This is a genomic window from Paraburkholderia fungorum (genome assembly GCF_900099835.1).
Classification (GTDB): domain Bacteria; phylum Pseudomonadota; class Gammaproteobacteria; order Burkholderiales; family Burkholderiaceae; genus Paraburkholderia; species Paraburkholderia fungorum_A.
Map to the genome: position 1 here is coordinate 446,362 of NZ_FNKP01000004.1, position 26,590 is coordinate 472,951.

The window sequence follows — 26,590 nt, forward strand, 5'->3', positions numbered from 1 at the left end:
CCTCGAAAAGATTACGTCTCCGGCGCCGATGCGAGGCCCGGGCGTATATGTCTCACTGAGGCGCCTTCAGTCACTCTTAGCATGTTTGCATGAAAGCATATGAAAATTCGACACTAGCCGACGGACTACACTGGCTCTAGAATTCCAGCGAAATTAAGCATACGTCTGAGCATTTTTTCGCAGTTGTCTGGAGTGATGTCATGGAAGGGAAACGCCGAAGGTTCTTGATTCAAACAGCTGGCGCAGCAACAGGGATTGCAACTGCGTTGCTCGCATCGCGAAAAACGGAAGCCGCACCCTCCGACACTATTAAGCCGAATTCGGTATTGAATGTTGGCGTCGGCAGTGTGTTGGGGCCGGACGTGCAGATGCGAGTCTCCGGCTTCGAACGTGACCTCCCGTACAGCCTGAAGTGGGCAAACTTCGAAGCATCTCCGCCTGCGATGGAAGCACTCGCTAATGGACATCTTGATATCGTTCTGGGTGGCGACACTCCGTTGCTCTCTTTAGCAACCTCACCCGGCCGGATGGTTGCCGTACAGGCACGTGCTCAAGCACTCTTCGCCGCTCTACTCGTGCCAGCGGGCTCATCCATTCACAGCGTAACGGAACTCAAGGGAAAACGCGTTGCTGTCTATCACGGTGCCGGTTTCCAAGGCAGCCTGATCCGGATTCTTAGAGAGGCCGGTCTCCGCTGGAGTGACATACAACCTATTTATCTCGCGCCTGGCGACGCAATGGCTGCCTTCACGACAGGTAAGGTTGACGCCTGGGGCATATGGGACCCCAACGCTGCTATTGCGCAAACGCAGTTTGGGGCCAGCATTCTCTCGGTTCCAAAACCGTCAGGTTATGGATTCCAGTACGCAAACGCCAACAGCATTGCAGACCCGAACAAAAGGGCAATGATCCTAGATTATCTGACCCGCAGTCAGCGGGCAGCTGACTGGATTCGCACTCACCCGGCGCAGTGGGCTCAGGAAGTGATAAGCAGCTCACATATGCCGAAGAATGCAGCGTTGCTCTCGGCAGGACGAACCGGCGGAAAGTACACACCGATCGACTCAACGCTTGTCGAAGACATGCAGCGTGAGGCTAATGACTTTGCGGAACTCGGAGTTCTGCCACATCGCGTCGATGTGCGGAACGCCTTCGACACCCGCTTCGATCCGGCACTGGAGAAGGTGTTTCACGGTTGAGACAGAGGACTTTTTCTCCGAGCTCGAGGAGACTCCTTTTATATGCGGACTCAAGGCGGGAGGACACATACGCTTGCAACTATGAGGCTGGAAAGAAGCTACCAGCGTGACAACGCTTCATTGCACTCACGAACGCGCGGCCCAACTTGATGCACTTGCAGCCTAATCGACGAGGAAAAAGCTGGGTTGGGCCCATAGACTTCCGTCTTTGGTTCAATCTTGAGCAGCGCTCGCGCGGCCGTGACATCTTTCCTGAGGTGAGACCCCCAAGATGCTACTAGCACCCAGGCGGATCAAAATGATTGATGAGTTTTCCTAGCAGAGAGATCAAAGCCTTTCGCTCAGTGCTATCCAACGGGGCCAATAGGTGCGTCGCCGATGATCTGGCTAGCTCGTCCGAGCGTGTGAAGGCGGCCAGGCCCTTGGTCGTGAGTGTAATTAGCGCTTTCCTTCGATCGTCGCCGTCCCTTCGTTTCTCAATGAACCCTCGTTCGCTTAGGATTTTTACTATGAGCGCCGTAGTGGACCGGTCAAGCGACGTGTACTTTGAAATGCTTGCCTGATCCGCACTGCCAAGCTGATTTAACACGAACATTACCGCATTCTGACTCGGCGTGACGTCCATCTCCTTGCACGTGTTGATGAAGATTTCGGACGCTACCTGATGTGCCCGGCGGATCATGAATCCTGGTCGCCAGTAAAGATCGTCGAAAATCGCACCGTCAGTCCGGTCGTTGTCTACATCAGACGACGGTGCCCCGTTATGCGTCGACTCCTCAATACTCAGGGCGGTCTTCCTAGACGCGTTTTTTGGCTTGCTCGCCAGCATTCTTTCTCTCATATTCCACCTACGAGGTAGCTTTTCTAAATAAGTTGTTTCGAATTCGACAGACGTCTGTGCAATTATAGATCATCTAGGTTTTTAAAGATCATGCACCATGCTGGCGATCGTAGGCTGAAATAAATTTCGATACAACTTCTTTCTCCGCTCTGTGATTAGTTATCCATATCAAAGTGATGTGCGGACCGATACATGGCATCTGTCTTCGTCATCGATATGCGCGCACGTTTAGGCGATCAACGCATCAACATCCAACAGTCCATCGGAATGATGGGTAGGTTGACAATTTTAAAATTCGAGCTTGAAAATATGTCAAAAACAACAGCAACTACAATGTCTTCTAAAAGTGTGACGGGGATTTTCTGGCGCGTCTTCTTCCCGGCATCTATCTTCGCCTTTGTATGCGCTCCGGTTCACGCACAAAGCAGCGTCACACTGTACGGAATCGTTGCAGAGGGAATAGGCTATATAACCAACCAGGGCGGAAAATCGGTAGTCGGTATGTACAATGGACTGCTGCAAAATTCTCGCTTTGGCATTCGAGGAAAAGAAGACTTGGGTGGCGGTAACTCCGCTATCTTCCTTCTAGAAAATGGATTTTCTGTCACCACAGGTGCATTAAGCAGTGGAAAACTGTTCGGACGTCAAGCGTGGGTTGGATTGTCCAACGATAAATTTGGAAAGATCACACTCGGCCGGCAATACGATGAGATGTCTCAGCAGTTGTGGTGGTCTGAAGCGTCCACGCAATTCGCAACGGCTATTGCAACACACATAGGTGATCTCGACAATATTTTTAATACCACAAGACTCGACAACAGCATCAGATATGCATCGAGAGACTATGACGGATTCACCTTCGCCGGGCAGTATGCATTCTCCAACTCCACCGCCTTTTCCGACAACAGCGGCTATAGTCTCGGTGCAAATTATGTCAGAGGATCCCTGACAGCAGGGGTGGCAATGGTACAACTCCTGCACCCCGCATCTTCCAATACTGGCGGCGCTGTCGGTGATACTTACGGCTTCACTTCACCATTTACCCAAAGCCTCAGCGGTTCAAGCGTCGACAGCCAACGAAACGTCGCCGCCGCAGTAACCTACGATTTTGGCTGGGCGACGACAGGCCTCAGCTATTCCAATGTACTTTTTAATTATCAAAATTCAACCGGCCTGCGACTGCAAAATGTTGAATTCATGGCATACAGGCATCTGACACGCACATTGCTCGTCGGGGTCGGCTATGACTATACGTTCGGATCGTATTCAACGGGACAGGCAATTCACTATAACCAGATCAACTTGGGCGCTATCTATTCATTGAGTAAGCGCACCGATCTTTTTCTCGCTGCAATTTACCAACGAGCAGGTGGTGCCGCAAAGCACGCGCAGCTTTACAGCCTGTCACCGTCGTCTTCTCGAAGTATCGCTGAAGTTGCCACCGGCATACGTGTCAAATTCTGACGTTATCGAGAAATACCGTCATAGACGCACACATACATAAACTGAGCCAATGCTATGAGTCAAGCCCGACAGATTCGCCTCGCCACGCTGTTCAACGCAAATGGATTTCACATAGCCGGATGGAGGCATCCGGACACGCAATCCGAATCTGCCTGGGATATCGACCACTATGCTTCCATCATTAAGACAGCGGAACGCGGGCTGTTCGACCTGGCATTCCTGACGGATAGTGTTGGGATGCTTTACGATGGAGACCTTGAAGTCGCGTCCAGGTTTGCCCCGATCAATTTCCTTGAACCACTAACTTTGTTAAGTGCACTCGCGCCCCAAACAACCCATATTGGACTGGTCGCAACCGCCTCGACTTCTTACAATCATCCTTATCATGTTGCGCGAAAATTCGCATCGATCGACCATTTGAGTAAAGGACGTGCGGGCTGGAATCTCGTGACATCTGCCACAAACGCTGAAGCCCGGAACTTTGGTCGGGATTCTCATCTGGAGCACGCCGATCGCTATGTAATCGCGAAAGAGTTTTTCGATGTTGTCGTTGGCTTGTGGAACAGTTGGACTGACGACGCGGTGCTTGCTGATAAGGACGCCGGTGTCTATTTTGATCCCAATAAACTTAAGTTACTGAATCACCGAGGCGACCATTTCTCTGTGAAAGGACCGTTGAACGTATTCCGGTCTGCGCAAGGCCATCCGGTCCTGGTCCAGGCGGGGTCGTCCGAAGCCGGGATAGCGCTTGGTGCGGAGACTGCTGAGGTCATCTTTACCGCACAACATGAGCTGGACGGGGCGGTTCAGTTTTACTCCGACGTAAAGTCACGTGCTGTTCAACATGGCCGTGCCGCCGAAGACCTGCTTATCCTTCCTGGAATCGTGCCGTTTATCGGAAGATCGCGCGAAGAGGCGCAGGAAACTTTCGAGAAAATACAGGGGCTGATCCATCCGGTGGTAGGCGTAAGACTGCTGTCTGAACTGCTAGGTATTGATCTATCGACTTACCCAGTCGATGGACCATTGCCTCCTCTACCGGAAAGCAACGGTCACAAAGCGCGTCAAGCGTTGTTAATTGAAACCGCGCGTCGAGAAAACCTCTCGATCCGCGCTCTATATGAGCGTGCCGCCGGAGCTCGTGGGCATCGAATATTGATTGGGACGCCAATCGACATTGCAGACGATCTGGAGCATTGGTTCACCAGCGCTGCCGCGGACGGGTTTGCTGTAATTCCGCCAATACTCCCCTCCAGCCTCGAAAGCTTCGTGACCCTGGTCGTTCCCGAGTTGCAGCGAAGAGGACTGTACCGGCAACGCTATCAGTACACCACCTTGCGGGAGAATCTTGGCCTACCAACGAAGACGCAACACTCATAGCCTACAAGTCAGCTAAGTTAAATCTTCCAATACGTCGTATGCGGGCGGGAGCACTAGGATATCGCGCGCTGCAAAATCAATTCGCACATAGGGCTCATCATGATCAACCACATCAGGTCAAAAGACGGTACATCAATCGGCTATTCGCGCACCGGCGCAGGACCCGCGCTTGTATTGGTACATGGCACGACGGTCGATCGCCATCGTTGGCGGCCCGTTCTCGCTGCATTCGAGCGACACTTCACCGTGTTTGCACTCGACCGACGCGGACGCGGCGATAGTGGTGACAGTGCGGAATACGCTATCGAGAAGGAATTTGACGACGTCGCCGCGTTAGTCGACGCAACTGGCGAAAGCGCTGTATCAGTGGTTGCTCATTCATTCGGTGCGGTTGCCGCACTGGAGGCGGCGACCCGAACTTCGAGTGTCGACAAACTCGTCCTCTACGAGCCGCCGTTTCGCCTCGGCGAGCCCGATCCGGAGACGGAACGGATCGTCGAAACATTACGAGCACACATCGATGACCAAAATAACGAGGCGGCATTGGCGACGTTTTTTAGCCAGGTGCTTCGCCTGCCTGAAGCGGAGATCAGTCGCTTACGCGTTCTACCAAACTGGTCCTCGCGGGTCGAAATTGCGGCCACAATCGCTCGAGAAATGGGCGCGCTACAAACCTATCGACCCTCAGCGACAGCGCTCGAAAAGGTAGCCGTTCCCGTGCTGCTGTTGCTGGGTAGTGCCAGCCCACCGAAGTACATTGAGGCCTCCGATTATTTGCTCTCAATTCTAAAGACCAGCTCGCGCGTCGTATTGGAGGGCCAAGGCCACGGCGCTATTGATGCCGACAGCGCGCTCTTTGGACGAGAGGTGCTCTCGTTCCTGCTCGCTGACAAACGCTAGAGCGCGCGCACTTAATCTCCACTCAATTGAAAGGAAAGCTCGTATGTCACCGGTGGTTACTGGCAAATGGCTGCAGGCGCAGCTCGGCAGCCCCGATCTTGTCGTACTCGACGCGACTTGGTTTCTTAATCCGCAACAGCTAAGCGCCCGGCGACGGTTTACGGAAGCGCATATCCCGGGAGCACAATTTTTCGACATTGATCATGTCTGCGACGCCGGCTCACCGTTGCCACACATGGCGCCCGGTTCGGCACAGTTCGAACTATTTGCGCGCGAGCTGGGCATTAGCAATGATAGCCGCGTAGTGTTCTACGATCAGCAAGGTCTGTTTTCCGCAGCGCGCGGATGGTGGCTTTTCAAACTTTTCGGGCACGAGAACGTATATCTGCTCGATGGCGGCCTGCCTAAGTGGCGAGACGCCGGTTGCCCCCTCGAAGATGGCGCATCTCCGAAATTTCAAGCTACCGGCGATGTCGAATACCGAGCCAGGATCAACCCACAGCGCGTGCGTAAGATCGACGATATGCTCGACAACTTGGTGACGCGTAGCGAGCAAGTACTCGACGCACGTTCGCTAGACCGCTTCTCCGGAAAAGTGCCTGAGCCGAGAGCTGGAGTCGCTTCAGGTCATATTCCAGGCAGTGTGAGCTTGCCTTATACCGACGTTCTCAACGATGACGGCACGTTCAGGCTCGTCGGTGAAATTCGACGCTTGCTGGCAGCACGTGGAGTAGACTCGTCATCCAAGGTCGTCACGAGTTGCGGTACCGGTGTCACTGCGGCCGTCATCGCCCTCGCAGTGGAAGTGGCGGGCTATGCGCCAGTTGGACTGTACGACGGCTCATGGACCGAGTGGGGCAGCCGGTCCGACACACCGAAAGTTGCTTTAGAGCAATCATGAATGCTCGATCCGTACAGAATCTGCATGGCAGAGCACGGGGAGCAGATCGTTCATATGCGTGTCGCGGGCCGACAGCGGACTGGACCATTCGGAGCACCAGCTAGCCCGTAACGATCTCCACGGACAAAACTTGCGATACCCGGCAATCGTCCGTGCTGAGGTCCGTTCTACCGCTCCTCGCCCCCCTCTCCCGTGGGGGCAGGTGCTGATCACTCCGACCGGCATGTTCAAATGGCTCATTGCCGCGCAATACCTGCGCGACAATCCCACGGCACACCTGAAGCGCTGCGGGCGCGCAGTCTCGCCCCCGGGGGCATTCGTTACCCGTCCAACACGCGCTGGCGCTCCGTGCCCGTACGTCGGCCGGTCGCCAAATGCTCGATTATCGCGCGCGCCTGTCATATGCGGCGGCGCCCGCTGACGTTTCGCTTCTACCGGCCGAGCATGCAGACCTCCGGCGCGTCATCTGGCACCCTTTGCAAGTCCTGGCGCTTTCGCGCTGACGAAGACCTAGCTCACTGATAGCTGAAGGTCCCCGAAAACGGAGATCGACACCACGGGATCGCGACCTCGCAGGGCATTTCCTTCGGCCACTTCCCACTAGTCAAAATGCTGGAAGAGTTCAAAGGAAATAAGTCGGTGCTTAATCCTCCAGCCACTCTCGGTACGAGTGAACGTATCGTCAAATCGCCCCAGAATCTGCTTACCCCGTGCCGGACGGCCGGCCGGGCCGATTTCATCTTCTTCGGATCCCGCCCAAAGCAAGACACTCGTTACAGCGAACGCTTCATCATCGAGGATCTCACTGAAAAGTGAGTCCGTAATCAGGTGCCGGGTGATCCGATCCGCTGAGGGTTCGGAGTAGAAATCGACAATAGCAGGATGACCCTCAACAAGTGAACCAGATGGATTTTGCAGCGTTGCATCTTCAGCGAAGACGTCCGTAAGCCGTGCCGCCTCATTATGGTCAACAAACCATGCAGCACGCAAAAGTAAATTTCGGCACTCTGCTTCGCAGGAGAGTCGCGACATCATTTCCTTGTTGGACTGATTCATTGATGCTTCCCCTTGGCGCTTCGGTGATCTCATTGGACAACTGTTAAAGAATTGCATGCAGTAACGCAGAAATTACGATACCCCCTCTCAAAGTTATCACTAACGTAGTGCTCTTAATTGCTTGACGCACACCCGATGGGCTTTTTCATTTCATTAAAATCCCTTGCTTCAGATTAAAGAACCGAGTTACGGACGGTTGGGACGACTACGAGCGACGAAAATCACTCGCCAGAATTCGGCAACTCAAAAAGCCCGTGAATTCGCGTACGGATCTAGAAATTCAGACCATGCGATCAAACCACACGCGTGTACCTGACACTGCTGTCATCCGTCTATCCAACGGACTGCATGGGACTGACGCCAAGCCGCGTCAAACTGACGATGCAAGCTCCGCCTGCAAGTACCGCCCCACAAATCAGCGCGACCGCGACCCCGTGAACATGCATCCTATCGAGAACCAATGCAACGATCGCCGTTCCCAATGCTTGACCTGACAGCCGGGCGGTACCCAGCATCCCACTAGCCGCACCACTCCGGCTTTTCGGCGCAGCACCAATCATCGCGCGATTGTTCGGCGACTGGAACAGGCCGAACCCCGCACCACAAATCATCATGCTCCAAACAATATCGTGCGGATGTGGTGACACCGACAATGTCGCAATGCAAACAAGCCCAACAGCCATGGTCGCGAGTCCCAAACCACCGAGCAAGCTCGGCGAAATGCGATCGGATAGACGCCCTGCCAGCGGCGAAACAATCGCACTGACCAGAGGCCATGGGGTCATCAAGAGACCGATCGCCCCAGGAGAGTAGCCGAGTGTGCCATGGAGATAGAACGGTAACGCGGTCGAGGCCATCATCTGCGCCGCGAACGCGCCTGCCGATGCCCCCAACGACAACGAAAACAAGCGAATACGCAGCAGATCGAAAGGGAACTGGGGCCGCTTCTTTGATGCCTCGCGTCGTACAAGCAACACGCCCGCAATGGCGCAAACGACCACCTGCCCGGCAATGCCAGGCCACCGCATGCCATGCCCGAGGCTCTCAACGCTTGTGATCATCGCGCCAATCATCACCGCTCCCAGGAGAGCACCGTACACATCGAACGCCCGATGGTTGCGATCGTTATCTGGCAGGTTGCGGCGTGCAAGCAGCCCCGCCACGATTCCAAGAGGCACATTGATAAGGAACAGCCACGGCCACGACCCGACCGACAGGATTGCACCTGCAACCGTTGGACCGATCGTGACCGCCGTGCTGGCAACCAGCGCGTTAATCCCAATGGCGCTACCCAACCGGTCACGCGGCATGATGTAGCGTAGTAGCGCGGTGTTGACGCTCATTACTCCTGCAGCACCGACGCCCTGAACAACGCGACACAACGTCAGTGCGAGCATCGAATGAGACAGCGCGCAAGCAAGCGATGACAGCGTGAAGAGCACGAGACCCGATCGATAAACCGTCCGATAGCCGTGCTTTTCACCAAGCGCCGCGAATGGCAAAAGGCAGACGGCCAGTGCTAGCTGATAGCCATTGATCACCCAGATAGAGGTCGACGCACCCGAATGCAGATCGACGGCAATCATTGGTAACGCGACGTTTGCCACCGAGCTGTCCAGTAAAGCGAGCGCCATGCTGATTGAAATCGTCGCTTGCGCGAGAAGCCGTTGGGCCGCCGGCAGACCATCGGTCGCTGTTGCTTCATTGCGCCCTTCAAGCGCGGGCAATTCCGATTTCAACCCCGTCTCCCTTCGATCAAATAGCTCAACCGCACAAGCAGTCCCGCCTCGTTCGTCCCCACCTTCCATCAGCAGGACCAACACTAGTATCAATCTCGATTGATTGCTGCGGCACGGCCCAGGCACGCCTGGCTTGTGACCGCTCAGCCGCGCCGCATCCATACCTCACTCTCAATTCATTTATTGTGAGGCGCAGCGATCGCGCCCGCGTTGCGGGAACCACAATTCAGGTGTGCGTTGCACGACGACGTGCCGCCCTGAAACGATCGAATCGCCACACTTTCAGTGCGCCCGCCCTATCAAGAAGACGTTTGCACATCCCAATTCACCCAAGAACGCTTCTCTTCGACCAACATGCAAAAAACGCAAATCGGAATTGCAAACATTGCGCACCCGGCAGCCCAACTCAGCATTAGACTTTGTCAACTCAGTGCAAACCCTAGTCGATCGAATGACCGACGACCGGTGCCCTAACCTCCAAACCATTTCACGGATCAGCCATGTCTTTCAAAATCGCTCCGTACGTCATCGCGATCGCACTCGTCCTACCGGGCCTGTCATTTGCATCGCCAGCGGACCAAGGTGTAACGCGTTCGCAAGTCCGCGCAGAACTGTCTCAGCTCGAACAGGCCGGCTTCCAGCCTGGCGGAGCCAATATCGAATATCCGCGCGAACTGCGTCACGCCGAACGCGTACTTCGGGAATCGCGTACTGCGACGACAACTGACAACCCAGCCACACTCGTTACTGCTGATAATCAAGGTCTGTGAAGTTAGCTGAATTAAGCGGACATTCTCTCGTCCACTGCATTCCGCGATAACTAGGCTATTGGACGGGAACATAGTCCACGTTTGTTGCTGTGCCACTTAGCAGTTCGCCTGAGCGCACCGGATTTGCGGTCCCTCCGTCAATCGCTATCCGCGCTTGCGCAGCCTGCATGTCTGCCGGGTAATACGGGTCTACTGCCACTGCTGGATTGAAACCAGCCCGCTCGAAACGTGCCAGATCAGCTTTGATGTCCGCGCGAGTTCGGGCATGGTCGCTATCTGACGATTGAGCAATCGACGCCATTGATGTGAATAAAACTGCAACTGCACCGACTATCGTGACCATCGATTTCATGATTCACCTCCGGAAGTGAGACGGGTCGGATCGTTACGTCCGACAGTACAGTCTACTCACTCCAATGGAGGGACACAGGGACTGGAAATGATCGATCAACAGCAGCCAAATCGTAGACAGAAGCGCGGCCTATGCCGCGCAAACGTCCCGAAGATAACCGAGGGCCTGTTGAAACTGGCTTCCGCGCAACCGCTAGACGGCTGCACGTGAGGCAGCCCAAACTGGCAAATCAGAAGCGGTGAAGAATACCTACGCCAGCGGCGAACACATTGGTACCTGTCCCCGGTGTGCCGTTGAAACCGTCGCCAATCGTCGGCGTCGCACGGATCACCGTGCCCGTCGCACTCAGTGTTTCACCGCTTGCATGCGTCCACGCAGCTAGCGCATAGAGTCCCGTCGCCTTCGACAATGAGTAATACAGTTGCGTGGTTACCTGATGGTAATTCGCGCCGTCTGTACCGTTGGCTTGCGACGCATGCACGAAGGCGTAGCCGGTTGCGAAGGACCACGCAGGTCCGAACATCCAGTGACCCACAAGGCCCGCGGAATTGAACACGGCCTCAGTGGAGAAATGTGAGTTGATGCTCGGAATGTACTGCGTATTAGACAGAGAACCCGACAGATCAAACGACGGCGTAATTTGCCAGCCGGCTGTGACGGCAATGCGCTGCTGTGCCTGCGCATACTGATAGCCGTTGGTCAGCGCAGAAATCGACGGTTCCGCCCCGTTGTTGCTCAAGGTCGTGTATTGACCCCATGCACCGCCACCCGACGCAGAGTTATTGATCCGGAGAAAGCCGACAGCCAAGCCTCCGGGACCAGCGTTGTACTGAGCCGCAAGGCTATAGGTTGAACCGCTGTTGATGCTGCCCGGCTGACCACCCAACGCGTACGAGCCTGCAACGGTAAAGCCGTGTACAGTTGGCGACGTATACGAGATCTGATTGTTCACGTAGTTCAGATCGAGCATGTCGATGTCGCCAGGGTGCGCACCGAAGAAGCCGGTCAACCATTGCGTCGGACTCCATCGCGACAACAGGATCACATATTGCGAAAAACCGCGACCCACGATCAACGAGCCGTAGTCCGGATTCGTCAGCCCCATGTTCGCCTGACGTTTGAATGCGAGGCCCGCTGTGGTCATTGCACCGTTCGACGCGTTGAAACCCTGCTCGAGCCGGAACACAGCCTTGGTCCCACCGCCAAGGTCCTCGATGCCCTTTAAGCCCCACACTGTCGCACCGCGCACACCATTGACCATCGTCACGGCAGAATGGCCACCGGACGTTTGACCCAATGATCCAGAACTACTTTGATATGCGATACCCGCGTCGACGAGACCATAGAGCGTTACGCTGCTCTGCGCGTTTGCGATGCACGGGGTGATAGCGGCCGCAGCGGCCGCGGCGAATGCCGAAAACCTTCTCATGCTGTCTCCTGATGGATATTAGAATTTTTTAAGGTCGGCATTGTATGCTGACCTTTCGAATAGGGATACTTAATAACTTTCTTTTTGTTATCTCTCAGATTCGATATTGCGTTTTCGGTGTCCGATGCATCCCTCTTCAATGCACGCTATCTTTTACCGAAGCATGCCATAGGCAAACCATTAGCAGGATGCAATAAATGCACAGCAGATTTCGAGTGACATCAATTCAGCGCAAGTTCGAATTCGACTGTCCACATCACAAACCAGATTCGCAGAACAACCAGGCCGAAACATTTAAAGTGGGTTCGGCGGAGCGACCTTGCCGCTGTCGACCCTGTGCTCCACGAGTGCGCGACTGACGAAACCGGACGCCTTCATCACTTCGACAAACGCTGCAACGTAACGTGCAGCTTCTGGCCGTCCCTTCGGAGTCGCCATAGCCTGACGGATTTCCATGAAGTTACCTTCAAGCATCCGCAATCCGCCGATCCGCTTCGCGTCCAGTTCACTACGTGCTTTCACGCCGGCAACCACATCGAGATTCTGTTCGATCAGCATATCGGCGATTTTCGTGGGATCGTCGCCTCGCACCAACTCAGCGTGAAGAATCTCGCGCTTGAGAAAGAGGTCGTACGCGCTATCACGGCTGACCGCGATCCGGTGACCCGTCCGATCGACGTCTTCGTTGGTGCGGATGAGCGACTCAACGCGTACCAGATAAACGCCTTCGATCAGTAGATACGGTCCCGAGTAGTCCATCTCTTTGGCCCGCTCGGGATCGATACCGCTGAACGCAACGTCCCATACCCCCTCTTTCGCAGCGTCCACGACACTGCGAGCCGACGAGAACTCCACCAGTTCCACAGGCACTCCGAGGTGAAATGCGAGCTCTCGGGCAAGATCGACAGATACGCCACTCAGCTCTCCTGTTTCGGCATTTCTACAGGCGAGTGCGGGATTACCATAGTTGATCGCGGCACGCAGAGCACCCTTTGGTGCAAGTTGTGTGATTACATCACCGGATGGTTTAGGAAGACTTGTCATGAAAGCTCGAGGCAACTGGTTAGCTGGATTTCCAAATAGTTTGGAAACGAAGGTCGGCGGTCTGTCCGCATAAACCTCCCGACTCATGCAGAAAGTATCGCGCGCAGTTTCTAACCAGATCAATCAGCCAGGTGCAAACCAGCTTTGTGCATGACGCTGACTCGCTCACCGCAGGTTCGCTGCGAACGCTCGTTCGCGCTTAACCGCATATCTGTCGCGGTCCCAGAACGCTATACTGCTCTTCCCCCCTACTACAACGAGACGGCTACGTTCCCCCAAGGGAGTCCGAGCGTGCCCCCGTTCCGGTCATACAATGCATTCAGAAGATCTCTTGATGTTTCTTGGTGTTGCTGAGAACGGCAATCTGTCGCGTGCCGCGGCGGAAATAGGGTTATCGCAGTCTGCGTTGAGCCGACGCATCTCCACACTCGAATCGGAACTGAACACGCGGCTATTCCACCGCAGCGGACGAGGCTTGATGCTGACCGAGAGCGGCAATCGGCTGATAGCCTACGCACGCACTATCAAGAAGACGCTCGACGAGGCGAATGCAGACCTGCATGCTCCTGCACACCAAGGCCCGTCGAGCATCATTCTTGCCGCTCCGCCGACCATTGCCAAGATCCTGTTCGGCTCGATAGGCAAGTCCCTTCAGGAGCGCTACCCCGGCATCAGGATGCGCGTCAAGGAAGGTCTGGCCAGTCACATCCACGACTGGATCACCAGCGGCGAAGTCGACGCGGCAATCGCCTATCTCCCGGAGAATCGCGCGTTTCTGGGTGGCGTCGACGTGATCCTGCGCGAGCGCTTGAGCTTCATTGCGCCGATGCAATTCGGCCCGCTTCCGGCGGCGTTCCCGCTCGAACGCCTAGCCGATGTGCCATTGATCGTGCCGTCTCCTTCGCATGGCATCCGCACGCGAGTCGAGGCATTCGTGGCCCAACATTCGAAATCGCTAAAAATTGCGATGGAATGCGATTCGTCTGTCTACATCACACGCCAACTGGTTGTGGAAAACTGCGGCTGTACGATTTTGCCGGTCGCGGCGGTCTACGAAGAATTGCAGGCCGGGAAACTTCAGGCAACCCGTCTTGAACCGGACATCGTTCGTGACGTCGCCATCATTTCGGGGAAAAACCGACCACCGATTCCCGCGCAATGGGATGTCTTGCGTGCGATCCGGCAAATCATGATCGAACTCGTCGAAGGTGGCATGTGGCCTGACGCCGAAGTTGCCGAGGGCAGCTCAGCGTAGAGTCGCTGCGCCTCGGCAGCCACCAGCCCCAGATAACACTCTCAACATCGACGAATCGGACGCAATCATCAGCGTCCCTCGTCGGTTGTTTCCCTCTCCTATTCGCCTTCTACCTCGGCTCCCCGCCTCGCAAAGCTGCTTTGCAAGTTTCGCAACGAGTTCGCCGAAGTTTGCCCCGCATAATGAATGCATGCTCGATGCCGCGCTGTGCGCATCGTGGGCAACATCGAAATGAGACGGCAACGCGCAGTGCCGCCACACAAGGAGCTTGAAGTACATGTCTGAAACTGTTGAGCGGCGCAACGGCGGCCGCATTCTTGTCGACGCCCTCAAGATCAATCACGTCGATACCGTCTACTGTGTTCCTGGCGAGAGCTATCTGCCAGTGCTCGATGCACTGCACGACGCCCCCGGGATTCGCACGATCACAACCCGCCATGAAGGCGGCGCATCCAACATGGCCGATGCGTACGGCAAGCTGACTGGCCGCCCAGGCATCTGTTTCGTCACGCGCGGCCCCGGTGCGACACATGCAAGCAATGGCGTCCACACTGCCAGCGAAGATTCGACGCCGATGATCCTGTTTGTCGGTCAGGTCGACCGTCAGATGATCGGACGCGGCGCATTCCAGGAAGTCGACTATCGGCAGATGTTCGGCGGAATCGCGAAGTGGGTAACCGAGATCGACAGCATCCAGCGTATCCCTGAGATCGTCGCAAAAGCGTTCAGTATTGCGATGTCGGGCCGTAAAGGCCCAGTCGTCGTCGCGCTACCCGAGGATGTGCTGTTTGGCGCTGCTGAAGTTCAGGACGCGGCCGCTACCCGCGTCGCGCACGCTGCGCCGCAGCCTCAGGCACTCGAAGCTCTGAAGACGCGTCTCGCAGCAGCGTCACGACCGCTTGTGATCGTCGGCGGTACGGGCTGGGATACGCAGGCCACTGCCGCGCTCCAGCGTTTCGTTGTTCAGAACCGGCTGCCGGTCGCGGCTTCGTTTCGTCGTCAGGATCTGTTCGACAATCGGAACGCTCACTATGTCGGCATGCTGGGGCTCGGCATTTCGCCCAAGCTCGCCGAGCGGGTTAAGCAGGCCGACCTGCTCATCGTGATCGGTTCGCGACTCGCTGAAACCACGTCGTCCGGCTATACGCTGATCGAGAGTCCGACGCCCCGTCAAACGCTAGTTCATGTTCACCCTGATCCGCAGGAACTCGGCCGTGTCTTTCAGGCGGATCTGCCGATCGCGTCGGATCTGAGCGCATTCGCGCTGTCGCTCGATGCGCTGGAACCCGTGTCCGCCCCGACTTGGCAGGCATGGACCGAAAGCGCTCGCGCCGACTACGTCGCGCATTCGACACCGCCCGCAACATCCAACGAAATCGCTGGCGTCGACCTCGCCCAGGTTATCGCTCATCTCGACGAAGTATTGCCAGACGATGCCGTTCTTTCGAATGGCGCGGGTAACTACACCGTGTGGCTGCATCGCTTCTATCGCTATCGACGCGAAGCCACTGAACTCGCGCCGACTAACGGCGCGATGGGCTACGGCTTACCCGCTGCAATCGCCGCGAAGATTCAGAACCCCGAGCGCAGCGTTGTCTGCCTGGCGGGCGACGGCTGTTTCATGATGTACGCACAAGAACTTGCAACCGCCGTTCAATACGGTGCGGCAATGATCGTGATTGTCGTGAACAACGGCATGCTCGGCACGATCCGGATGCATCAAGAACGCGAGTACCCCGATCGCATTTCGGGGACCACGCTGACGAATCCCGACTTTGTCGCTCTGGGCCTGGCGTTTGGCGCGTTTGCATCACGCGTCGAGAGAACTGAAGATTTCCCCGCGGCATTTGCCGCGGCCCAGGCGTCGGGCCGGCCGGCACTGATCGAGTTGCGCACCGACCCGCGTCAGATAACTCCCAACCTGCGACTGACCAAGTGAGCATGCCGATGGATATTCAAGGAAGCATGATCATTGGATGCGAGACGGTCACGGGTCAGGGCGGCTTCATGCATGCCTATGCTGCCTCAACCGGTGAGCCGATAAGCCCTATGTTCGGCTGTGCAACGCAGGAAGACGTGGAGCAAGCGTGCACGCTCGCGGCGCAAGCGTTTGACTCTTACCGGCGCCTCTCCGATGAACGTCGCGCCCAATTTCTCGACGCGATTGCGTGGGAAATTGCGAGTCTAGGTTCGGTCCTGTCCGAGCGGGCGCACGCGGAAACCGCGTTGCCGCTCGCCCGACTCGAAGGCGAACGGATGCGCACGGTCAACCAGTTGCGCCTTTTTGCGACGGTCATTCGCGACGGCCGCTGGCACGGGGCGGTAATCGATAACGCTCAGCCCGAGCGAACGCCACTGCCGCGCTCCGACTTGAGACTGCAGCATATCGGCATCGGTCCTGTTGTGGTTTTCGGGGCAAGCAATTTTCCGCTAGCGTTTTCTGTTGCAGGCGGCGATACCGCGTCAGCACTCGCCGCGGGATGTCCGGTTGTCGTGAAAGCTCATCCGGCACATCTTGGAACATCCGAACTGGTCGCCCGTGCAATCGCGAAGGCGGCACAGGATACAGGCATGCCCGCCGGCGTCTTTTCGATGGTCATCGGTGAAGGCACATGGATTGGCGAGTCACTCGCGAAGCACCCGGCGATTCGGGCGATCGGCTTTACCGGCTCGCGCCAGGGCGGTCTCGCCTTGACGCGCATTGCACAAGACCGCCCGACGCCGATTCCCGTCTATGCCGAGATGAGCAGCATCAATCCGGTCGTCGTGTTTCCCGCCGCACTCGCAGCGCGTGGAGAGATAATCGCCCGAGACTACATTGATTCGCTCACGTTCGGCGCTGGGCAGTTCTGTACCAATCCGGGCCTTGTGCTGGCAATCGCCGGCGATGCGCTCGACGCCTTCTGCGCAAACGCGGCCGAAGCGATTGCAGCGAAACCGGCAGCCACGATGCTCACTCCCGGTATCCATGCCGCTTTCCGTCGTGGCATCGGGCAGCTCGTCGCGGCGACCGGCGTCGCGCAGGTTGCGAGCGGCCAACCTGCAAACGGCCCGTACGATGCGGTCCCGATCCTGCTGCGCACGACTGCCGACGACTTTCTCGCCAACGCGGTACTCGAACAGGATGTCTTTGGACCGGGCTCACTGATCGTCGCCTGCCGCGATCTCGCTCAACTCGAAGCTGTGCTGAGCCACATCGAGGGACAGTTGACGGCCACCGTTCAACTTGACGATGACGATCATGCACATGTGCGCGAGGTGCTCCCACTGCTCGAACGCAAGGCAGGACGCATCCTCTTTAACGGCTTTCCGACTGGTGTCGAAGTGTCATACGCGATGGTGCACGGCGGTCCCTTTCCGGCGACGTCGGACGGGCGGAGCACATCGGTGGGCGCCAGCGCAATCGGGCGCTTCCTGCGTCCGATCTGCTATCAGGACGCGCCCGATTCGCTTCTGCCGACGGCACTTCGTGCCGACAATCCGCGCGGGATCTGGCGCCTCGTTGATGGTGAATTGACGCGGGAATGAAACGGCGTTTGCTGCTCGGCGACGGACAACTGGCGACCGGTTCGTCCGTCGTTGCACTACTCCAAGCTTGACTCATTGGGCGGGTTCACGTCGGGCGATATCCTGTTGACCACAAGGGAGGCCGACATCCCACAACGCCGGCCATGCTCTCAACGCGTCAATCGCCGACCGCTTACTGACTGGCCGCCTGCCCCGCTGCGGCCTTCCTCTGCGCCTTCTGCAGGTCTTGCGGATAGTTAAGATCGGAGCGCGCAGCGGGGTTATAGCCGTTCTGCTCCAGTTTCTTGAGTTCCGCGTTCTTGCGAGCCCGCGCCTCCTTGCGAGCCGCCTTGCGCTGTGCCTTGGTCGGCTTCGATGTGGCTTGGGCCGCATCGGAAGCCGGCTGTGCACAAGCCAGATGCACAAGAGAGGTCAGCGAAACCGCAAGCGCGGCTTTGACTATAAAAGAGCTGACTGATCTGATCATCATTTTTCGCCTCTAATTGAAAGGTTGTGACTCTTCAAGTTGAATCTGCCTGCATATGCGAATCGAGGAGGCGCCACAAAGCGCTGCCTCGATTCGACGTAGACAATTCCTGAGATTTTGTGAGAGATCCGCGCGAGAATCGTGCGAACCCGAGCAAGCGTCAGACCGGACGGCCTGTGATCGCGTCGCCGAGCGGAATACCGGCGAACTCTTTGGGCAGGTCAACCACGAAGGTCAAATACGGGCGCTGTGTGCGATCGGTGCCACCGAACAGCGCAGTGCGTTCCGTTTGCGGCGAAGGCACGTAGAGCTTCCGGTCGGCGCTAATAAACGAAGCATCTGCACTGAACAGTTGCGGATGCGAAGCGAGCACAGCCTCCTGGCCCGAAGGAGAACGCAAGATCACCCGCTGGCCGTGAATGTCCGACAGATAAAGGTTACCAAGCGTATCCATCGCCGAGCCACCGACGAGCCGCGTGTCGAACCACGTTTCAACATGCGTAGCGAGAACGTCATCGGTGATGCTTTCGTCCCACAGGTACTGGGTCCGGATACGACGGAACGGACCAGTCGGGGATGCCCACGCCAGCCACTCGCCGTCTGGGCTGATCTCGATCAGATCCGCCTTCGGCGTCACATGATGCGATCCGGGCCGCGGCGGCTCCGGAGACGCGAGCATTTGCGGGTAGCCCGAGAGTCGGCGCAGCGTCTTGCCCGTGCGCTGATCATGAACGATGACTGCCCCAAGCCCGGAATCGGTGTTGTAGATCAGCGGACCATACACGCGCAGATCGTTGAGCTTGGAGCCCGGCGGCAGAATCTTGTCGTCGTAGCGGATGATCTTGAGCACCTTGCCGCTATGCGCGTCCAGTTGCACGAGCTTCTGCGCGCCCGGCAATGCCACCTCCGTTCGCAATGCTCCTTGATCGACGGCCCAGACGGTGTCGTCTTCGAAGATATGCACCGAATTGACGTAGACGAATGCATTCGATCCGTCTGCGCCCGGCTGCCAGTTGTTCCAGTCGCCACCAGGAAACGGCCACGCCGTGCCGTCCGCCGCCATGCGTGCGACCGACGGCGTGACTTCGTGACCGGGCCAGCGCGGCAAGCCAAGAAACACCGTGTTATTGCGGGTAAGTGCGACACCGTTGGCCATCCAAGGCGAATGGATAACGGGCTTCATCGGCAACTGCTCCGCCGGCAGGAAGCGCGCGGCGTCAGCCGCGAGCGTAGCCGACGCGGCGCTATCTTCAGCCGCCAGTGCATATCCGGTCTTTCCGACGGTTGCTGCTGCCGCACCGACCGCAGCGGCCCCCCGCAAAAAATTGCGACGAGTTAAGGGCATTATTGTCTTCCTCCTGTCATTGATATTAAGCGCGGCTTTGTATAAGACAGCCGCTGTTAGATGTCATGCCGAATACTTCATCTCGCGTCGCTTGCTTTTCCCGGTTCATAGACCCATGGCCGGAGTTGCTGGTCGCGTGACCAGAACGCTTCGAGTTCTGCACGCATGCCAAGCGTGAAATCGATCTCGTCGAGTCCGTGCAGCAACATCGTTCGCTGCTGCTCCGGCGCCGTAAATGCATACGCCTGGCCCGCGTTGTCGGTGACCGTCAACGCTTCCAGATCAACCGTGAGCCGCGCGCCATCGCCGGCGTGATCGGCATCGTCCGCGAGATGGGCAACAACCTCCTTCGGCAGTACCACCGGCACGATTCCGTTGCGAAAGCAGTTGTTGAACAGAATCCCGCCGAAGCTCGGCGCTATCACCGCGCGGATGCCAAACGCACGCAATGCCTTGGCCGCCGCCTCGCGCGATGATCCACAGCCGAAGTTCTCACCGACGACAAGGATTTCCGCCTTATCCCACGGTGAACGGTTCAGCACGAACTCCGGATTCAGCTCTTCTCCCGTCAGGTAGCGCATGTTCCGAAACAGCGCCTCGGCATGTTTTTCCTTCGGCGTGTTCGCCGCGAAAAGACCCGGTGCGATCTGATCGGTGTCGATGTTGTTGCGCTGGATCGCCGCAGCCACAGCTGTCGTTCGAACGAATGGTTCCATCTGTCAGACCCCTACGGTTTCAAAGTCCCGGACATTGGCAATACGGCCAGCGAGTGCGCTCGCGGCGACGGTGGCCGGACTGGCGAGATGCGTTCGGGTTTGCAGACCGCCCCGATTCTCGAAGTTTCTATTCGCGGAACTGATCGTCCTTGCGCCTTGAGCACTCGGCATCCCGGTGCAGCCAAAGCAGCCCGATTCGTTCCACACAAAGCCCGCGTCGATAAAGATCTTGTCGATTCCCTCTGCTTCTGCTGCCGCCCGGACCGAACTGGAGCCCGGCACGCACACAGCCTGAATGCCGGCAGCGACCTTGTGGCCCTTCAACACCTTCGCGGCTTCGCGAAGATCGGACAGCCGCGCATTCGTGCAGGTGCCGATATAAGCAACGTCGATCGGCAGACCGACTACCGGTTCACCCGGCGTCAACTGCATGTAGGCAAGCGCACGCTCCATCGCCGCACGGCGCATCGGATCGGCCTCTTGCGCCGGGTCCGGCACATCTTCGCCGAGGCTCACTGTGTGCTGCGGACTCAGCCCCCACGTGACCTGCGGTTTCAGATCCGTCACGTCCAGATGGATTTCAGTGTCGAACACCGCGTCATCGTCGCTGCGCAGCGTGCGCCAGTGCCGCACCGCTTCATCCCACTTGGCGCCCTTCGGCGCGTACTGGCGGTCTTTCAGGTACGCGAAGGTCTTCTCATCAGGTGGCACGGAGGCCATCTTCGCGGAAAACTCGATCGCCATATTGCACAGCGTGAGGCGCCCTTCGATCGGCATGTCGCGGATCGTGCTGCCGGCGAACTCGACCGCGTAGCCCACACCCGCCTGCGCGCCGATCTGGCGGATCAGGTGCAGGGCAATATCCTTTGCTGTGGTGTTCGGACCGGGCACGCCGTCGATCGTCACGCGCATCATCTTCGGGCGAGTTTGCAGAATGGTTTGCGTGGCCGCGACATGTTGCGCCTCCGACGCGCCGATGCCCCACGCGACCGCGCCGATTCCGCCAATCGTCGACGTATGGCTGTCACCGCACACGATCATCAGACCCGGCAACGCGATACCCGCCTCGGTTGCCATCACGTGCGTAATGCCCTGGTTGCGGCTGCCGACGTCGGCGAAGTTCACACCGAACTTGTTCGACAGATTGCGCAGAATCGCCATGCGCTCGACGCCCGCGCCCTTGTTCGAACCGGTGCCGCCAGTCGACACCGGGCGCTCGTCGTTGGGTCCGCGCCCCGGAAACGTCGCGATGAAATGGTCGACCGTCGAAAACACCATCTCCGGCTTGATGGGTACCCGGCCGGACTTGTCGAGTTGAAATAGCGCTTCGCTGCCGCTCATGTCGTGCAGCACGAGCCGGTCGATCGCCAGCAGACATTCACGCTCGCTGAATGAGTGAATGATGTGTTCGTTCCAGACCTTCTCGAAGAATGTCGAGCCCATGATTGGTTCCTCTCGTGAATCGCGCGGCGCTTCAGAAGCCTGCCGCCGTGTTGTTTCTGCCATCCGGCGTTGCGTGCGGTAGCGCTCGCTCAGACAGAAGTTGTGGCTTGGTCGGCGTCGCCCGAAAGCGTCTGCGGCCATGCGGCGAACAAATCGTCGTATTCGAAGAGCTTGGTGGTCATCTGCTGTTCGTACGCGTAACGCAACATCAGATCGATCGAGCGACGATTGGCCTTGTCGCCGTACGGTGTAAAGCGCTTGCCGTCCTGCACATCGCGCAGCGCCAGTTCGCGTGCCTCCGTGAAGCAGCGGGCGAGTTCATCGACCACCCACGGCGACTGTTCGATCAGCGCGGTCCGCACCGACAACACATGATTGACCCCATGCACGCCTTCGCGTTGCGCCCATGCCTGAGCGACGGTCGCCGCGTCCTCGATGACGGCTCGCAGATCTGTCGCGCCCTTGACAACATGCGGTGACGCGACGATGGCGTCGACTTCTTTACGCCTCAGAAGAACGAGAAGGTCTTTCTCGTCTACACGTTGAACATTTGCTGGATCGACGAAGCTCGCCACGTGCGAATCCTCGGTGGTCACCCAGGTTAGTTCGGCGGGCGCTACGTCGTATTCGTGTTGCAGCACACCGCGAATCCAGACGCCTGTGGTCTGCGCATAGGCGCGAATTGCAATACGCTTGCCACGCAGCGATGCTGGACCGTGGATGTCAGAGTCCTTCAGACAGACCAGCGCGGCGTGCGGCAGTCCGCCGCCAGCGATCACGATTGGCATCGCGGTCAACGGCGCGCCTGCATCGGCAAGCAGAAGTTGCGTCGCAACAGGCATTTCGGCGATGTCGTAGGCGAGATCGCGCGCCATGCGTCGGAAAGTTTCGGTATAAGGCGTTGCGCCGCACGGCTCGATCTTGAGTCGGCCGCTGTGGACGCGGCCATCCAGCAACGGTTCGGTCAGCGGTACCGCGCGTAGGCCGGCCCGCAGGTTCAGGAGAGTCATTTTGTTCAGATTTCCACGGAGGAAGTTTTCGAAACGGTGCCCGGCGCATTGGACTCGCGGCCTGAAGGTGCCGATGGCGCGGCCGCCGGATCTTTAAGATCCGTTGCCAGATCCACGCCGCGCGTTTCCGGAGCGAGCAGGACGCCAATGGCGGCGAATGCGTACAGCGATATGGCAACTGTGATCATTGCCGTACCAAACGCCGAGCGCCCTGCCAGATAGCCCACCACCGCCGGCGCGACGGCGGCCGTCGCCCGCACAAATGCATTGTTCAGACCGATTGCGCGACCACGGATGCGGGTGCCGAAAAGCTCGCCGAGCATCGGCTGAACCCCTGTCGCCAGCCCACCTTGCAGCAGCCCCACCAGCAGACCTACGCCCAGCGTCAGCGCCAGAGAGCCGCTGACCGACAGGTACACAGGCACTGCGGCAGCCTGCATCGCCAGGAAGAGAAGGAACACCGGTCGCCGGCCATAACGGTCACTCACCGGCCCATAGAGCCAAGGGCCGACGAACGAGCCGGCGATATTGAGCGCAAGGTAGCCGCCAGTGTGCGTGACGTCCAGGTGGAAAGCGCTTTGCAGATAGGTCGGGAGCCAGAAAATCATCACTTGGGCGGCGCCGTAGACGCCCACCGAAATCATCGCGGTGACGAGCGTGTTCCGTGCATTACTGCCCCGAAACAGATCAAGCATTGAAGTACGATCCTGCTCGACCGGCGTTGCTTTCTTCGCAGCGAGAAATAGCGATGACTCACCGACGAAGCGTTGCAGCAGGATCACGTAGAGCGCCGGGATAATCCCCAGACCGAACAACACTCTCCACGCGTATTGCGCCGGCACGACAGCATGCACGGCCAACATGCTGCAGACCGCAATCGCATAACCCATTGCATAGCCGCTTTGAGTACCGGAGACGGCGCGGGCGCGGTAACGCGAGCGGATCATCTCGTTGACGAGCGTAGAACTCGCTGTCAGCTCAGCGGCATAGCCTATGCCCTGAATCGCGCGCATGACCGCGAGATAGGTGAAGCTGTGCGCAAATGCTGCGAGAGCGGTCGATACCGCGCTGATCGCGATCGCTATCTGCAATACACGCAGGCGCCCGAAGCGGTCTGCCGCCGCGCCGGCAAGCAGCGTGGAGAATGCGGCAACCACCGTGGTCAGACTGCCAAGCAGGCCGGCCTGCCCACGGCTTAACGCGAAAACGCCGATCAGCGTCGGCAGCATCAACGCGTAGACCTGGGAGTCCATCGCGTCGAGCACGCGACCACCGAAGCAGGCTGCCCAGGTGACACGTTCGCGCCTGTTCAATGAAAATAACCAGAAGCCCTGACGTTCGCCGTCAGGGTCATGTGTGTGCGCGTTGTCGTGCAAGGACACGGTGTCGTCTCCGCCATCGGTTAGGTTGCCGGGATCGTTATTGCAGCCCCCGCTCAGTGAACCGATCTTGCCACATGCCTCTATGTGACGGATGCACACCAGTTTTCGCACCATTGCAAGACAGGATCACTGCATCACGGCACATGACGTTCGGACGGAAATGGCCGGTCACCAGGCGATGCGAAGCCGATTGTTGCAATCATCTCCGTTTAATGGCACCTAGGGGCTTCTGGGTTCCTGCCATAAGATTGTTGATCTGTTGCCTCAGTTACTCGCGATGTGCCATTGCGGACGTACGTAGGGAGTTGCGCGATCGGTTCTGCCCCCAATTTCTTTAGGCGAACGATCTGCGAGAAGAGGCTTTGGCACCTCGCTCAAGAAAAGGTTGACCATATTTCAAGGCGGAGGGCGACCGAGAGAGTCTGGAAGGTCGATTTTTGCCGCTAATGGCACGATTGCCGATAGGGACAATCAACTCAAGTGCATCGAGCTTGGCTGGTCGAACAACAGAGGCGCAAGAAACCCATCCGGGCATCTGCTTCCAGTCCTCATCACCTCCATCATCCTGGCAACTCCGAGTATATTCATGACCCTCTCAAGGCCGTAGGCCTATACCTGGAGACTCATCTCGGTGCTCCCCCCCCGACGGCCAGGGTCATACAGTGCGCGGCACCCATCCAATGCTCGAGCGTGCCTAAGACGTGGTCAACAACGCCCCTTCGAATCGTCATCGCATCAGGTTTCCTGTCGAGGCGACGTCGCATGGATTCAAGTAAATTTTTGTGCTCCCATGGCCTGATGCGTGGATAGTCGCTGCGAAAACATCGCTCGTCGAGATGGCTACGCGGGCATGCATTGGATGAGTACACGTCCAGATTCATTCCATTTTTAATAGTTTTGAATCAAAGAATCGCGCATTCGCCGGCGAGGCATTGATACTCATCGTTGGAAACATAGATAAGTCCCGCCTGGTAGTAGCTAGCCCCGTTCTTCATTGACACCGAGGTGAGTGGTTTGGGGACATACGTCTTGATTCCGCTAGTGAGCACCCTTGGATATCCGGACCGCTGAAGTAGCCGCGATCAGCCAGCACTTTCGGCTTTGGCTTGCTCATCGCGTCTTTCGCCGATAGAGCCGTTTTGCCAAGTTGACCATGATCGCCTCCGATATTAATCACCTCGTGATCGACGATCAGATGATGTTTTGTATGAACTGCTAGCTGGACGTTGTAGTCGACGGTGCCGGCTGTTTTGCCGCCTGTCATGGATCGCGATCCGAGTCGGTGAGCGACAGTTGTTTATCCGATCCTTCCTTTAGTCGCGCCCTGATCTGGTCGAGCTCACTCATTCGTAATCACCTAGATTGTCCGCCGTTCGAAGCAAGTTCGGCCAGCTTAGGCCCGACTGCGAGCCGCAGTTTGCCCTTTTGCATATCGGTCGCCATCTCAGACCCGAGTAAAAAAGGCGGCCAGAACATCAATCTCCGTTTGATCGCCGCGCTCGTCGGCTGCCAACCGCTCAAATAGCGCACTCGCACCAGCAAATATCTCATGCTCGGGCCGATCACCCATCAGCGATTCCACTTCATCTACCTCGGCGACCCAGCGGTGGCTCTTTCTAAACATGTCGGGCACCATACGTTGCAGCCATGCGAACAGATGTGGTTGAGTGGCCTGCAACTCGGAGTTCAGCGCATCCATCGAACCGGTGCGCTGCGCCGCGAGGATGAGCGCCGACCCGAGCGCGACCAAACCCTTGGTGAGGCCGCCGTAGCACATCTTCAACGACGAAGCAGCGCCCACCGGTGCATCGAGCACCCGGATTTCCAGACCGTATTCGCCGAGTACCTGGAGACTCGGAGCAAGCGGTCCGCTGGCAAAAATCTTCGGGCCGCCCGTCGCGCCAGGTTTGGCCGGAAAGCCGATGATGCTTGCATCGACGAAACTTCCGCCATTCTCTTCGATGTTCTTAGCAATTCCGAGTGCTGTGTCGGGGCTAATTGCGTTGCAATCGACATAGAGGGGACGGCGCGGCGCCCGGATCAGCGCCGGCGCGATACGCCGTGCGAATCCGGCTGCGTGCGCGGGTGGCAAGACAGACAGCAGGAAATCCGCATCGAGTAGCTGATCGTCGTCCTTTGCGCTGGTCATACCCGCAAGCTCGGCACGTCGACGGTTCGCTTCACTGCGCCCTTCGAGCATCGTCAGAACTTTGACACCGCGTGCGGTGAGTTGCGCGGCCAAAGCGGCCCCCATCTCACCCGCGGATGGGATTGCAACGATCGGTTTCATACCCTTCTCTCCGCTACAGGTTGACCGTACCACGACTAGAGCCTCGCCGCTGACCACCAAAAGACTCGACCGTTGCCGGT

22 protein-coding genes and 1 pseudogene are annotated in these 26,590 nt (G+C 57.6%); 9 read left to right on the top strand and 14 right to left on the bottom strand.

What is annotated here, in order from left to right; translation table 11 throughout:
• The first annotated feature begins 200 nt into the window (after positions 1 to 200).
• Positions 201 to 1,199, top strand: coding sequence for an ABC transporter substrate-binding protein (locus BLS41_RS37690; RefSeq protein WP_074774741.1), 999 nt, complete (start codon positions 201 to 203; stop codon positions 1,197 to 1,199).
• A gap of 277 nt (positions 1,200 to 1,476) precedes the next feature.
• Here BLS41_RS37690 and BLS41_RS40265 read toward each other — a convergent pair whose 3' ends face one another.
• A complete protein-coding gene (locus BLS41_RS40265; RefSeq protein ID WP_083380298.1) occupies positions 1,477 to 2,040 on the bottom strand; it encodes a MarR family winged helix-turn-helix transcriptional regulator in 564 nt (187 codons plus the stop codon).
• A gap of 192 nt (positions 2,041 to 2,232) precedes the next feature.
• Between BLS41_RS40265 and BLS41_RS37700 the strand changes: the two genes are divergently transcribed.
• The 4 genes from BLS41_RS37700 to sseA all read left to right on the top strand — a co-directional run bounded on the left by BLS41_RS37700 (position 2,233) and on the right by sseA (position 6,685).
• Positions 2,233 to 3,504 carry a porin gene (locus BLS41_RS37700; protein ID WP_253189943.1) on the top strand — a complete coding sequence of 424 codons (1,272 nt, stop codon included), beginning with the start codon at positions 2,233 to 2,235 and terminating at the stop codon, positions 3,502 to 3,504.
• Between the two features lie 54 nt (positions 3,505 to 3,558).
• Entirely contained in the window at positions 3,559 to 4,884 is a 1,326-nt protein-coding gene (locus BLS41_RS37705; protein WP_143026517.1) for an LLM class flavin-dependent oxidoreductase, read from the top strand.
• Between the two features lie 99 nt (positions 4,885 to 4,983).
• Positions 4,984 to 5,784, top strand: coding sequence for an alpha/beta fold hydrolase (locus BLS41_RS37710; protein WP_083380299.1), 801 nt, complete (start codon positions 4,984 to 4,986; stop codon positions 5,782 to 5,784).
• Between the two features lie 43 nt (positions 5,785 to 5,827).
• Positions 5,828 to 6,685 carry a 3-mercaptopyruvate sulfurtransferase gene (sseA, locus tag BLS41_RS37715; RefSeq protein ID WP_074774748.1) on the top strand — a complete coding sequence of 286 codons (858 nt, stop codon included), beginning with the start codon at positions 5,828 to 5,830 and terminating at the stop codon, positions 6,683 to 6,685.
• A 600-nt stretch (positions 6,686 to 7,285) separates the two neighbouring features.
• On the opposite strand, the gene BLS41_RS37720 is transcribed toward sseA, so the two are convergent.
• A complete protein-coding gene (locus tag BLS41_RS37720; RefSeq protein WP_171910402.1) occupies positions 7,286 to 7,741 on the bottom strand; it encodes a nuclear transport factor 2 family protein in 456 nt (151 codons plus the stop codon).
• 332 nt (positions 7,742 to 8,073) lie between these two features.
• Entirely contained in the window at positions 8,074 to 9,480 is a 1,407-nt protein-coding gene (locus BLS41_RS37725; protein ID WP_074774751.1) for an MFS transporter, read from the bottom strand.
• Positions 9,481 to 9,980: 500 nt separating this feature from the next.
• Between BLS41_RS37725 and BLS41_RS37730 the strand changes: the two genes are divergently transcribed.
• Complete coding sequence (locus BLS41_RS37730; protein WP_074774754.1) at positions 9,981 to 10,250, top strand: DUF4148 domain-containing protein; 270 nt, start codon at positions 9,981 to 9,983, stop codon at positions 10,248 to 10,250.
• Between the two features lie 55 nt (positions 10,251 to 10,305).
• Here BLS41_RS37730 and BLS41_RS37735 read toward each other — a convergent pair whose 3' ends face one another.
• From BLS41_RS37735 to BLS41_RS37745, 3 genes are all read right to left on the bottom strand, one after another.
• Positions 10,306 to 10,602 carry a DUF4148 domain-containing protein gene (locus BLS41_RS37735; RefSeq protein ID WP_074774757.1) on the bottom strand — a complete coding sequence of 99 codons (297 nt, stop codon included), beginning with the start codon at positions 10,600 to 10,602 and terminating at the stop codon, positions 10,306 to 10,308.
• A 229-nt stretch (positions 10,603 to 10,831) separates the two neighbouring features.
• The gene (locus BLS41_RS37740) at positions 10,832 to 12,031 is read right to left on the bottom strand and encodes a porin (RefSeq protein WP_074774760.1); all 1,200 of its coding nucleotides are present in this window, start codon (positions 12,029 to 12,031) and stop codon (positions 10,832 to 10,834) included.
• A gap of 294 nt (positions 12,032 to 12,325) precedes the next feature.
• The gene (locus BLS41_RS37745) at positions 12,326 to 13,162 is read right to left on the bottom strand and encodes an ABC transporter substrate-binding protein (RefSeq protein WP_253189944.1); all 837 of its coding nucleotides are present in this window, start codon (positions 13,160 to 13,162) and stop codon (positions 12,326 to 12,328) included.
• A 247-nt stretch (positions 13,163 to 13,409) separates the two neighbouring features.
• Between BLS41_RS37745 and BLS41_RS37750 the strand changes: the two genes are divergently transcribed.
• The 3 genes from BLS41_RS37750 to BLS41_RS37760 all read left to right on the top strand — a co-directional run bounded on the left by BLS41_RS37750 (position 13,410) and on the right by BLS41_RS37760 (position 17,858).
• Entirely contained in the window at positions 13,410 to 14,330 is a 921-nt protein-coding gene (locus BLS41_RS37750) for a LysR substrate-binding domain-containing protein (RefSeq protein WP_171910403.1), read from the top strand.
• 277 nt (positions 14,331 to 14,607) lie between these two features.
• The gene (locus tag BLS41_RS37755) at positions 14,608 to 16,269 is read left to right on the top strand and encodes a thiamine pyrophosphate-binding protein (RefSeq protein WP_074774770.1); all 1,662 of its coding nucleotides are present in this window, start codon (positions 14,608 to 14,610) and stop codon (positions 16,267 to 16,269) included.
• 8 nt (positions 16,270 to 16,277) lie between these two features.
• Positions 16,278 to 17,858 carry an aldehyde dehydrogenase (NADP(+)) gene (locus BLS41_RS37760; protein ID WP_074774773.1) on the top strand — a complete coding sequence of 527 codons (1,581 nt, stop codon included), beginning with the start codon at positions 16,278 to 16,280 and terminating at the stop codon, positions 17,856 to 17,858.
• 172 nt (positions 17,859 to 18,030) lie between these two features.
• Here the strand turns inward: BLS41_RS37760 and BLS41_RS37765 are convergent, their stop codons facing one another.
• From BLS41_RS37765 to BLS41_RS37795, 8 genes and pseudogenes are all read right to left on the bottom strand, one after another.
• Complete coding sequence (locus BLS41_RS37765; RefSeq protein WP_253189946.1) at positions 18,031 to 18,327, bottom strand: DUF4148 domain-containing protein; 297 nt, start codon at positions 18,325 to 18,327, stop codon at positions 18,031 to 18,033.
• Positions 18,328 to 18,484: 157 nt separating this feature from the next.
• Positions 18,485 to 19,669: a twin-arginine translocation signal domain-containing protein gene (locus BLS41_RS37770; RefSeq protein ID WP_074774780.1), complete on the bottom strand. Its 1,185-nt coding sequence runs from the start codon at positions 19,667 to 19,669 to the stop codon at positions 18,485 to 18,487.
• Between the two features lie 77 nt (positions 19,670 to 19,746).
• The gene (gene leuD / locus BLS41_RS37775) at positions 19,747 to 20,385 is read right to left on the bottom strand and encodes a 3-isopropylmalate dehydratase small subunit (RefSeq protein ID WP_074774783.1); all 639 of its coding nucleotides are present in this window, start codon (positions 20,383 to 20,385) and stop codon (positions 19,747 to 19,749) included.
• A 3-nt stretch (positions 20,386 to 20,388) separates the two neighbouring features.
• Positions 20,389 to 21,828: a 3-isopropylmalate dehydratase large subunit gene (locus tag BLS41_RS37780; protein WP_074774786.1), complete on the bottom strand. Its 1,440-nt coding sequence runs from the start codon at positions 21,826 to 21,828 to the stop codon at positions 20,389 to 20,391.
• An 89-nt stretch (positions 21,829 to 21,917) separates the two neighbouring features.
• Positions 21,918 to 22,838, bottom strand: a complete 921-nt coding sequence (locus tag BLS41_RS37785) for a substrate-binding domain-containing protein (protein WP_074774789.1) — start codon at positions 22,836 to 22,838, stop codon at positions 21,918 to 21,920.
• A 5-nt stretch (positions 22,839 to 22,843) separates the two neighbouring features.
• Positions 22,844 to 24,334, bottom strand: coding sequence for an MFS transporter (locus BLS41_RS37790; protein ID WP_083380301.1), 1,491 nt, complete (start codon positions 24,332 to 24,334; stop codon positions 22,844 to 22,846).
• Positions 24,335 to 24,766: 432 nt separating this feature from the next.
• A pseudogene (locus tag BLS41_RS39915) lies at positions 24,767 to 25,570 on the bottom strand (IS5/IS1182 family transposase); the annotation flags it as partial.
• 94 nt (positions 25,571 to 25,664) lie between these two features.
• Positions 25,665 to 26,510 (bottom strand): NAD(P)-dependent oxidoreductase, encoded by an 846-nt coding sequence (locus tag BLS41_RS37795; RefSeq protein WP_074774792.1) that lies wholly within the window; start codon positions 26,508 to 26,510, stop codon positions 25,665 to 25,667.
• Between the last annotated feature and the right edge of the window lie 80 nt (positions 26,511 to 26,590).